A 9,971-nucleotide genomic window follows, 5' to 3' on the forward strand; every position below is an offset into this window, starting at 1 on the left:
TTTTTCCGTTCACCTACTTATTAGTCTTTTTTAGTCTTTTTTCATCTTTTATTAAATCGGCAACCAACGGAAAACCGTACCCTCGTGACAGGTTTTCATCACTGTACCTGAAAATTGAACTTGATACAATCAAGGAGTGGCTAAAAAGATGCTGTTGTCCAGGCAAAGTTACAAAAATTAATACAGCATAAGTAGGAGAGTTATCAAAATGGGAAATCAACTCAAAACTGCTATTTTACTCGCTACCCTCAGTGGCTTATTGATAGCAATTAGTTACTGGGTAATTGGTGGTACAGGGGGCTTAGTTATAGGAATTGGGTTAGCAGCAGCGACTAACCTCTTCTCTTGGTATCAATCAGATAAGATTGCTTTAGCAGTATATAATGCCCAACCCGTCAGCGCAGCAGAAGCACCAGGACTATATCGCATCGTTGAAAAATTATCTAACCGTGCTAATATTCCCATGCCAGGATTGTACATTGTTCCTAGTCCAACAGCCAACGCTTTTGCGACGGGAAGAGATCCTGAACACGCGGCTGTGGCCGTCACCGCAGGTATTTTAGATATTTTACCAGAAGATGAATTAGAAGGGGTAATTGCCCACGAACTAACCCATATTATCAATCGTGATACCTTAACGCAAGCGGTGGCTGCTACCGTCGCTGGGGCTGTTTCCTTCCTGGCGCAAATGCTGAGTTATAGTATGTGGTTTGGTGGTGGTTCACGGGACAACGAAAGAGGTGGAAATGCTTTGGGTGTATTAGCAACAGTCATATTTGCCCCCCTAGCCGCTACGGTGATTCAGTTAGCAATTTCCCGCACCAGAGAATTTTCTGCTGATGCCGGTGCTGCAAAATTAACAGGTAATCCTCGCGCATTAGCTAGGGCTTTGCAAAGGTTAGAATCTACAGCTAGACAAATGCCTTTGAATGCTAATCCAGCTTTTGAACCATTATTAATTATTCATCCTATTTCTGGGCAGTTTTTGGGAAATTTATTCTCTAGTCACCCAGCAACTGAAGCCCGTGTGGAAGCTTTACTGCAATTAGAACGACAAGTTATTACTTATTAGTCTCTAGAGATCATTAGTAGGGTGTGTTAGCTTCAGGATAACGCACCCTATTTAGTCAATATCCTATTTCTGAGCAAAATTAACTCAACATTTCTATAACCAATAAAAATCTCTGTATTTCCTGTTTTTACTGATTAAAAAATCGGCTGCAAATCTAAAATAAATCCTGGTAATACATCTTCTCCAGATAAACTTGTAGGAGATTGTAAAACTTCTATTTCTTGATTTTGGCGATAAATTTCTACCTGTTTATTTTTAGGATTAATTAGCCAACCTAACCGTAAACCATTAGCGATATATTCCCGCATTTTGGCTTGAGTATCGGCTAAATCATCGCTTTCAGAAACTAATTCAATCACAAAATCAGGACATAAAGGCAAAAACCTTTTTCTTTGTTCTGGTGTGAGTGCATTCCATCTTTCTATTTTTATCCAAGATACATCAGGAGAACGGGTAGCACCATTAGGTAATTTAAAACCCGTGGAAGAATCAAAAGCTTTTCCTAACCCATTTTGGCGATTCCAAAACCAAACTTGTCCACCTAATTCTAGGTTTCTATCTCCCGTTTCTCCTCCTGTTGGTGACATGATACTTAATTCTCCTTGTGATGATAATTCTAAACGTAGATCTTTATTAGCAGCAACCATTTCCACAAATTTATCATCTGTGAATTTTAGTGATTTTGGTATTTGTAAAGTTACAGCAGTCATAATTCATACCTCTCTCTATTTATCCCTTCCAGTCTCCCTCGTTCCCAGTCTCCGACTGGGAATGCTTTCCAGGAGGTTCTACCTCCCATCTTAACGATATTTCCAGAACAAAGCGGTTAGAAACCGCATCATATTTGATTATCAAACTGAGAAAATTTCTAAAAATTGCGTGGCGGTAATAATATCAACTCCTTGAAAGGAATGAAGTTCTAATAAATCTTTATCTCCCGTAATAATATGAGTTACATTACCATTAATAGCAACCTCAAGAAATTTGTCATCTTTTGGATCTCTACACTCCTTAATCATCTGAACTATTTCAGTTTCTTCTGATTCAAGTTTGAATTTAGCTAAGAATTGAGTACGAACACTCACAGAAATATATTTATCGAATTTTGAGCGATTGAGGATTTCTTGTAGTTCTTGAAAAGTCGCATCTGAAAATAAAATTATTCCTAAGCTTCTGGCTTTTTTGAATACCACATCTGGAATAGATGACTTAATCAAAACGGCACTAACTAAAATGTTTGTATCAACAACAAAACGTAATTCATCCATTCTCAAGAATCTCATTTAAAATTTCTGGAGTTAATCCCTTATTTTTCGCTTGTTCTTGCATTTCTTGGATAATGTCATCTAGAGATTTATCTTGAATAATTAATTTGAGCAAATCGTTAACAATGGTCTGAATTTTTTTCTGTTTTTGCGGTTCTGCTGCTTGATAGGCTTTGGCAACTTCTGCATCAACTTTAATGGCAATTGTTTCCATATTTTGATAGAAAAAATAAATTACGTTTGTTTGATTATAGCATTTAACAGATACAAGAGGGCTGATTCTCCCCTCTTAACGATATTTTCAAAGGCGGTTAGAAACCGCGTCTACACAGACAAAACCCACCTTCGTGGGTTAAATTCCTCTTGGAAGGACTTTGTTTGTATAGCCGCTATATAATCAATCTTTTAGGCTAAAAAATGGGTTTCTAACTTAAACCTAAAAAACCAGCAATTAAGGGTAATAACTTACCACATTCTTCCACTAATTTCGCCGCCGTTGGTAAATTAGCAATTGTTCCCTTTAACATTGTGATTGCTGTATCTGCTAAATCCTGTTTTTCTTGAGGATTTTGAGCGGCTTCTGCTAAAGATTTAACTTGTTTTAAGGCCTTTTCTTTGTCTTTTGCTGTTAAATCAGTATCGGTTTCAATTGCGGTTTTTAATTGTGTCAATAATTCTTTAATTCCTGGTTTATCGGGTTCGGGTGCAGTTGCTAATTCATTAATAGTATTTATGACTGTACCACTGATTTCACCTAAATTCAAAGCTTGTCCACTGGCGTTAAAATCTCTACCGATATTACCAATTTCAATTTTACGGCTAGAATCATTATTCACGTTGTTAATCTCCTGTATAATCTTGTTTTCAATACTTGTCTGTTGATCTGCTAATGACTTACTTATATTAACAAGTTCTGAGTAAAATTGTTTAATATCTTTTATTTGCTGTTTATGATCCTCTATTCGCTCATCCTTTGCTTGTAAAAGTGATTTATATTTTTCTTCAACTGCTGCTAATGCTAATTGATAATTTTCAGTAAAATCGCTGTGAATCTTTTCTTTATTCGCATTCTCAGGAACAACAACTTTAACAACAACTACCCCATCACCTTTATTTTCAATACTTTGGATAACTAATTCTGTATCTTGATTTTCAACTTGCACTTTTTTGAAAGCAGTAATAAAAGCCTTCCAGTCAATACCATTACGGAAAATTAAATCAACAGTATTTAAAACTTCTTCAAATAATTTGGTAAATTCTCCCGGTTGAAATTCTCCACTACTCGGACGACGTTCCCGGTCATCTGTTCCCGGTTTAGGATCTTCTAAAAGATAGACAAAACGACAATCTACATTATCTAATATAGTTGTACTTTCAATATTCCAAGCTTCTACACAAGCACCTGTCATTTGACCTTTGGTGAAATTAGTACCAAGGGCTTGAGTAAGAGTCAGATTTGCCCATTCTAAATTAGCTTCTTGAAAAGTCGCTTCTATAATATCAGCATTTTTTAAATTAGCTTCTTTCAAGTCTCCACCTATTAGGTTTGCACCTCTGAGATTACCACCAATATAAGATTTATTTCTACCATTTAAAGTAATAAGCAAATTGAGAACAGCAGGGTTACTTAATATGGTATTTCCCGGTCTAGCAAAATCGAGTTTTTTGGCCTCATAAAAACGAGTGCGCGTTAGATTTGCTTTTCTGAAATCGGTGTTTTTTAGAGTTGCACCAGTAAAATCAGCATCAGTTAAATCAGCACCATGAAAACTTGTGCCTCCTGTTGCAGCAAGAGCAATGGCATAAAAGCGAATCCAAGGATCTCTTTTATCTCCATTTAAACTACGCCAGCCGATATAAGCATTAAAAATTACAAAAACTACAGCGACGGGAAATACAAAACAGTGTTTCAATATAACAGCAAAGATCAAGGCAAAGAAAATGGTAAAGAAAATGGCAAAAATAAAGGTGAAAGCGAAGGAGAAGACAAACGTGAAGGTTACAGAACAGGTGACTACACCAGTAAAAGCCAAAACAAGTAATCCCATTGAAATTCCTTGTATGGGTGAAGCCCAGGTAACAGCTGAAACTGCTACGACACCAGAGGCGACGGCGACAATTCCTAAACCTGCCAATAAACCTTTACGAGCAGTAATGATACAAAAAATAGCTAATGTAATGAGTGCGACTATACCAGCGATTATCTTTTTACTTAAAGCAGAGGATAACAATACAGCAGAAACCGTGGAAAAGAACCCTGATAGCGCTGACAGTAATAACGTAATTATTAGTAACCCAATTACCCAACGTCGCTGTAGTCCAGCCTTAGCGCCTGTAAAATCAGCACCTTTAAGGATAGCGTTGGTAAAATCTACTCCTCTAATATCAGCTTGACTAAAGTTCGCACCTGTCAGGTCTTGACCTTTAAAAGAGCGTCCCTGAAGATTTTGACCGCTGTAGTCTGGTGGCATAATCACATCCGCAAGAGATTATCTATTAGATTGTACACTTATTTGCGAGTATTATTCCAGGTTTTAGTCAAATTATGTTAAATTTTGTGAAATTTGCCTATTACTACATCTTTAACTAAGGAGATAAATAAAATGTCACAATAAGAGTTTCAACAAAAAATCTTAAATTCACTTGAAGAATTAAAAACTGATGTGGCAAAATCAGATGAGAAATTTGAAGTACACAGTCAAGCTACGCAGTCACTGGTTAATTTAGCTTTCGGTTTGATTACCAGCATCACAATAATTACGGTGGTGTCGTCACTTTTTAAGAGATAATTTCTGAACGCCTTCTGAACACTAATTACGCAATAGATAGAAGTTGATCAAATCGGCGGTTAGAAACCGCGTCTACACGGGCAAAAACTGCCTACCCAGGTTAAAAATCCCATTAACAAAGTTTAACCAAACCATCAAAAAAGCCCCTGTTTAAAATGCACCATGTATAATATAATTTACCTGTCCTGTATATTATCTATACAGAATTACAAACATCCAAGGGTTAAATCATGGCAAGTTACATTAAGTCTAAAGTCCAACAGTCTCTAAGTTTTCTGTTGGTGCTGGTTATAGCATTTTCAGTATTCAGTGGGGTTCTCTTCCTCAATCCTAGTCCTTCCCATGCGTATAATAAATCTGATTTTAATCGGGCGCTTAGTGGTGACAAGGATTTAATCGGGGCGGATTTAATAGAGGCGAATTTAAGCGGAGCATATTTAAACAAGGCAGATTTAGGTGGAGCGTATTTAAATAAAGCAAATTTAAGAGGAACGAATTTAGCCGAGGCGTATTTAAGCTGGGTGGACTTAAGAGGAGCGGATTTAAGAGATGCAGATTTAAGAGAGGCGTATTTAAACAAGGCAGATTTAAGAGAGGCAGATTTAAGAGAGGCGGATTTAACCGAGGCGGATTTAACCGAGGCGGATTTAACCGAGGCGATCGCCAATAGTGAGACTAAATTTCCTGAAGGTTTTGATGCAGTGGGCGCAGGAGTAAGATTCTTGAACTAATAAATTTTATTCCCAGACATCAAAAAAACCTCGCCTTTTCTAAGATAGGGTGGGGTTTTCTGATTCAGCCATATTCACACTACATTACTCCCTTCCCGTTGGCAGATTACCTGAAAACTGACAGATTATGGAATAGATAGAAGTTAATAAAATCGGCGGTTGGAAAGCGCGTCTACACAGTCATAGCGTTACACTGTTGAATCCATATCAAATGAATCCATATCAAAATCGTGAACTAAGGAGATAAATAAAATGTCAGAAGAAGAGTTTCAACAAAAAATCTTAAATTCACTGGAAGAATTAAAAACTGATGTGGCAAAATCAAATGAGAAATTTGAAGTATACAGGCAAGCTACACAGTCACTGGTTAATTTGGCTTTCGGTTTGATTGCCAGCACTACGATAATTACGGTGGTGTCATCAGTTTTTAAGAGGTAATTTCTGAATACCAAGAAGGCATGGATTTGAAACCCATAATGATGAGTTTTGCCTGTGTAGTAACTGGAACTTGAAATATAGACTTAAAGAAAAATTGGCTGTAAATCTAAAATAAAACCTGGTAATACATCTTCTCCAGATAAACTTATAGGAGATTGTAAAACTTCTATTTCTTGATTTTGACGATAAATTTCTACTTGTTTGGTTTTAGGATTAATTAACCACCCTAAACGTAAACCATTGGCTATAAATTCCTGCATTTTTGCTTGAGTATCTGCTAAATCATCACTTTCAGAAACTAACTCAATCACAAAATCGGGACATAAAGGCAAAAACTTTTTTCTTTGTTCTGGTGTGAGTACATTCCATCTTTCTATTTTAATCCAAGACACATCTGGGGAACGGGTAGCACCATTAGGTAATTTAAAACCTGTGGAAGAATCGAAAGCTTTTCCTAAATTATTTTGGCGATTCCAATACCCTAAATCAAGACACATTTCAAAATTACGATTTCCTGTTTCTCCTCCAGTTGGTGACATAATAGTTAATTCCCCTTGATGTGATAATTCTAAACGCAAATCTTTATTAGCAGCGACTATTTCCACAAATTCATCATCTGTGAATTTTAATGATTGTGGTATTTGTAAAGTTACAGCAGTCATGATTCATACCTCTTGACTAATCTTGAATAATACTTTCCATTATATCTGTTAAAATGGCGGTTAGAAACCGCAGCTACACAGACGAAACCCACCTTCGTGGGTTAAATTCCGTGAGTCCGCGTAGGCGCGATTTATAAAATTAATGTTTCAAGTTTCGCTTGTACTTCTTCTATTAAATCTTGGGTAACACTTTCAACAAATTTTACCTTTCTAGCTCTCCAATCTAGTGTTTTAATTTGGTCAGCTAACACAACTCCTTTTGTTTTCATTCCCTCAACAAGTGGAACTTCAAAACTCAGCCCTTTTGGATTGCTAGTTATAGGACACACTAGAACTAAAGAAGCCATTCGATTATATTTAATTGGAGATATAACAAGAACAGGACGATAGCCGATTTGTTCACGCCCAAGTTGTTGTAATTCGTTATTTAATGTCTTAGCAATATCATCAAAAGACATTCCTGACGCTTGCAGGGAAAATGCACGCTTAATCGAATCAGCAGTAAATCTTTGTGTGTTCCCAAATTCTAATTTAACAATATCTCCTCGATTGGGAAAATAAGAATTAACTACCAATCTTCATTCCCCACAGCGTTTCCAGTTTCAAATTCAGGATGAAATTTATCAGGAGTCATACCTTCAAGCAACTCATCCAGGGTATATTTTTTTCTTTTTTGTGGTGTAATCACAATCCTGTTACCTTCCACACTAAAATTTATCGCTATCCCTTCCGTTACTTGCGCTTGTTCAGCTACGGATCTGGGAATCCGAATCGCTAAACTGTTTCCCCATTTTGCCACAACTGTTGTCATAGTTATCTCCCAATATTTTGTTAGAAATCTACAGGACTAAACTTGAGGTTTTCTCCAGTCAAACACTCTTCACAACTTAGGTCAATGTATATACTTTGAGTATACATATTTAATTAGCGGGTGTCAATAAATTTTTTAACCTGTAGAAAGGAAATCGCCCTGATCACTTCCCCCGTCTCTGATCTACGGTTACACACAAGTTCCGAAATAAATACGTTGTAGCAATCACCGGTAGAGTAACCCAACGTCCTGAAGCCAAAGCTAAAATAACCAGTTGTTGATTTTTCTTCCACTAAAACTACTACAATGACTGTTGATGCTAGATAATGGGAAAGCCTTGACATTTACCCAACCTAGCCCGGAACCAAAGAACTAACAACTATGCGAACTCACTATTGCGGCGAACTCCGAAAAGAACATATTGGTGAAACTGTTACCTTTTACGGATGGGTAGACCGTCGCCGCGATCACGGTGGTGTGATATTCTTAGATTTGCGCGATCGCTCTGGTATTGTCCAAATCGTCAGCGACCCCCAGCGCACCCCAGACTCCTATGAACAGGCTAACGCACTCAGAAATGAATATGTTGTAGCTATCACCGGTAGAGTTACCCAACGTCCTCCAGAATCTCTAAATCCTCGACTTCCCACTGGCGAAGTGGAAATCTATGCTGATAAAATAGAACTACTCAACGCTGTCCGTAAACAATTACCTTTCCAAGTTTCCACCGCAGACACGGAAACAGTGCGGGAAGATTTACGATTAAAATATCGTTATTTGGACTTACGACGGGAACGTATGGCGCAAAATATGCAATTGCGTCATCAGGTCATTAAAGCCATGCGGCGCTACCTAGAAGACCTAGAGGGTTTTATTGAAGTTGAAACCCCAGTTCTCACCCGTTCTACCCCCGAAGGGGCGCGAGATTATATTCTTCCCAGTCGGGTGAATGAGGGTGAATGGTTCGCTTTACCCCAATCTCCCCAACTCTTCAAACAATTATTGATGGTATCGGGAATGGATAGATACTATCAAGTGGCGCGATGTTTTCGAGATGAAGATCTACGGGCTGACAGACAACCGGAGTTTACTCAATTAGACATGGAAATGAGTTTCATGTCTGAAGATGAAATTATCGAACTTAATGAAAAGTTAGTTTGTCATATTTTCAAAACCGTTAAAGGAATTGATTTACCTCGTCCTTTTCCTCGTCTTCCTTACGCGGAAGCTATGAACCGTTACGGAAGTGATAAACCAGATACCCGCTACGGTTTAGAATTAGTTGATGTTTCTGACGTTTTAAAAGATTCTGGTTTCAAAGTTTTTCGAGAAGCCATTTCTAACGGTGGTATCGTTAAAATTCTGCCCATTCCTAACGGTAACGATGCTATTTCTAATGTTCGCATTAAACCAGGTGGGGATATTTTCCGGGAAGCCGCAGAAGCTGGAGCGAAAGGTTTAGCTTATATTCGCGTGCGAGAAAATGGTGAAATTGATACTATTGGCGCAATTAAAGATAATTTGACACCGGAACAAAAGCAGGAAATATTAACAAGAACAGGTGCAAAAGCCGGACATTTGTTATTATTTGCGGCTGCTGATAGGTCCACTGTGAATAAAACCTTAGATAGAATTCGTCAATTTGTGGCTAAGGAATTTAAGTTAATTGCAAAAGACAAAATTAACTTGCTCTGGGTGACAGAATTTCCCATGTTTGAATGGAACGCAGATGAAAAACGTTTAGAAGCATTACACCACCCATTTACAGCCCCTCATCCTGATGATATCAGTGATTTAAAAACTGCCCGCGCTCAAGCCTATGATTTAGTTTTAAATGGCTTTGAAGTTGGTGGTGGAAGTTTACGAATTTATCAGCGAGAAGTGCAAGAACAGGTATTTACAGCCATTGGTTTATCAACGGAAGAAGCACAAAGTAAATTCGGCTTTTTGTTAGAAGCTTTTGAGTATGGAACTCCTCCCCATGGTGGTATTGCTTACGGTGTAGATCGTTTGGTAATGTTGTTATCTGGAGAGGAATCAATTCGTGATGTGATTGCTTTTCCTAAGACTCAACAAGCGCGTTGTTTGTTAACAGATGCTCCTGGAAATGTGGACGCAAAACAATTGAAAGAGTTGCACGTTGCTTCGACTTTTAAGCCCAAGGTTTAAGGTTTGATTATTCCCTCTGCTTTTTTGCAGGGGG

At 37.8% G+C, this 9,971-nt stretch carries 12 protein-coding genes; 5 read left to right on the plus strand and 7 right to left on the minus strand.

What is annotated here, in order from left to right:
• The first annotated feature begins 208 nt into the window (after positions 1–208).
• Entirely contained in the window at positions 209–1,072 is an 864-nt protein-coding gene (locus ACIR131C_RS0118925) for a zinc metalloprotease HtpX (RefSeq protein WP_028091454.1), read from the plus strand.
• Positions 1,073–1,206: 134 nt separating this feature from the next.
• On the opposite strand, the gene ACIR131C_RS0118930 is transcribed toward ACIR131C_RS0118925, so the two are convergent.
• From ACIR131C_RS0118930 to ACIR131C_RS0118945, 4 genes are all read right to left on the minus strand, one after another.
• Entirely contained in the window at positions 1,207–1,782 is a 576-nt protein-coding gene (locus ACIR131C_RS0118930; protein ID WP_028091455.1) for a Uma2 family endonuclease, read from the minus strand.
• Between the two features lie 141 nt (positions 1,783–1,923).
• Positions 1,924–2,340, minus strand: a complete 417-nt coding sequence (locus tag ACIR131C_RS0118935) for a putative toxin-antitoxin system toxin component, PIN family (protein ID WP_028091456.1) — start codon at positions 2,338–2,340, stop codon at positions 1,924–1,926.
• A complete protein-coding gene (locus ACIR131C_RS0118940) occupies positions 2,333–2,551 on the minus strand; it encodes a hypothetical protein (RefSeq protein WP_028083434.1) in 219 nt (72 codons plus the stop codon). The genes ACIR131C_RS0118935 and ACIR131C_RS0118940 overlap by 8 nt, the downstream gene beginning before the upstream one ends.
• A 211-nt stretch (positions 2,552–2,762) precedes the next feature.
• Positions 2,763–4,808: a pentapeptide repeat-containing protein gene (locus tag ACIR131C_RS0118945; protein ID WP_028091457.1), complete on the minus strand. Its 2,046-nt coding sequence runs from the start codon at positions 4,806–4,808 to the stop codon at positions 2,763–2,765.
• Between the two features lie 159 nt (positions 4,809–4,967).
• Here ACIR131C_RS0118945 and ACIR131C_RS27450 point away from each other — a divergent pair, with 159 nt between their 5' ends.
• The 3 genes from ACIR131C_RS27450 (at position 4,968) to ACIR131C_RS0118955 (ending at position 6,295) form a co-directional block, all read left to right on the plus strand.
• Positions 4,968–5,126 (plus strand): ssr2422 family thylakoid membrane protein, encoded by a 159-nt coding sequence (locus ACIR131C_RS27450; RefSeq protein WP_465249444.1) that lies wholly within the window; start codon positions 4,968–4,970, stop codon positions 5,124–5,126.
• A 230-nt stretch (positions 5,127–5,356) separates the two neighbouring features.
• Positions 5,357–5,857 carry a pentapeptide repeat-containing protein gene (locus tag ACIR131C_RS23380; RefSeq protein WP_051347631.1) on the plus strand — a complete coding sequence of 167 codons (501 nt, stop codon included), beginning with the start codon at positions 5,357–5,359 and terminating at the stop codon, positions 5,855–5,857.
• Positions 5,858–6,109: 252 nt separating this feature from the next.
• Positions 6,110–6,295: a ssr2422 family thylakoid membrane protein gene (locus tag ACIR131C_RS0118955; protein ID WP_035372517.1), complete on the plus strand. Its 186-nt coding sequence runs from the start codon at positions 6,110–6,112 to the stop codon at positions 6,293–6,295.
• An 83-nt stretch (positions 6,296–6,378) separates the two neighbouring features.
• Here the strand turns inward: ACIR131C_RS0118955 and ACIR131C_RS0118960 are convergent, their stop codons facing one another.
• The 3 genes from ACIR131C_RS0118960 to ACIR131C_RS0118970 form a co-directional block, all read right to left on the minus strand.
• Complete coding sequence (locus ACIR131C_RS0118960) at positions 6,379–6,957, minus strand: Uma2 family endonuclease (RefSeq protein WP_028091459.1); 579 nt, start codon at positions 6,955–6,957, stop codon at positions 6,379–6,381.
• Between the two features lie 131 nt (positions 6,958–7,088).
• Positions 7,089–7,532: a type II toxin-antitoxin system PemK/MazF family toxin gene (locus ACIR131C_RS0118965; protein WP_027402220.1), complete on the minus strand. Its 444-nt coding sequence runs from the start codon at positions 7,530–7,532 to the stop codon at positions 7,089–7,091.
• On the minus strand, positions 7,526–7,768 hold the full coding sequence (locus ACIR131C_RS0118970; RefSeq protein ID WP_027402219.1) for an AbrB/MazE/SpoVT family DNA-binding domain-containing protein: 243 nt from the start codon (positions 7,766–7,768) through the stop codon (positions 7,526–7,528). Before ACIR131C_RS0118970 ends, ACIR131C_RS0118965 begins: the two co-directional genes overlap by 7 nt.
• Positions 7,769–8,149: 381 nt before the next feature.
• On the opposite strand from ACIR131C_RS0118970, the gene aspS reads away from it, so the two are divergent.
• Positions 8,150–9,937: an aspartate--tRNA ligase gene (aspS, locus tag ACIR131C_RS0118975; protein ID WP_028091460.1), complete on the plus strand. Its 1,788-nt coding sequence runs from the start codon at positions 8,150–8,152 to the stop codon at positions 9,935–9,937.
• The last annotated feature ends 34 nt before the right edge of the window (positions 9,938–9,971 follow it).

This window comes from Dolichospermum circinale AWQC131C (assembly GCF_000426905.1).
In the GTDB taxonomy this organism is placed as follows: domain Bacteria; phylum Cyanobacteriota; class Cyanobacteriia; order Cyanobacteriales; family Nostocaceae; genus Dolichospermum; species Dolichospermum circinale.